Annotated in this window: 1 protein-coding gene; it reads right to left on the bottom strand. The window is 35.7% G+C overall.

Going from position 1 to position 440, the window contains the following annotated elements; translation table 11 throughout:
* Window positions 1-212: 212 nt before the first annotated feature.
* The coding region (locus tag AAEY62_RS20370) for a hypothetical protein (RefSeq protein ID WP_350636019.1) at window positions 213-440 on the bottom strand (228 nt) is incomplete at its 5' end.

The raw sequence follows: 440 nt of genomic DNA, 5'->3' as shown, positions 1-440 counted from the left end.
CCATAGGGCTTACTGCGGGTATCTTTTTCAAGGCCAAAACAACCTTGATCGTAAAGTGATTGTAGGTCTCGCTGGAGCATCCGAGTTGTTACTTTAAAGCCTTGATTTAGTAGCATAAGCTTCAGCTCAGAGGTTGACCTACGAAAAGGTCTAACGGGTATACAATCTAAAATAATTTCGTATCGTAAAACTTGCATGATTGATTCTATAAATTAAATACTTATACTAAAGACACTAATTAACAACTTTTCTTGGTCATCAAAACCATATGGTTGAGCATCTTCTAACAAGCTATATCTAACACTAACTTTTGCTTTACCTTCTAACTGTGTACTAAGGTAATCTAATCTTTTGTCTATTAAATCACTTGCTTTTGTACTTTTTAGAGTTTCTTTGAGGCGCCGAACACTAACGATATAGCCCGTTTGTAAACGCTTAGA

The sequence above is a fragment of the Pseudoalteromonas sp. GW168-MNA-CIBAN-0100 genome, assembly GCF_040309225.1.
GTDB lineage: Bacteria > Pseudomonadota > Gammaproteobacteria > Enterobacterales > Alteromonadaceae > Pseudoalteromonas > Pseudoalteromonas arctica.
The sequence above is the reverse complement of the archived record's forward strand: the minus strand, read 5'-3'. Positions and strand labels throughout refer to the sequence as shown.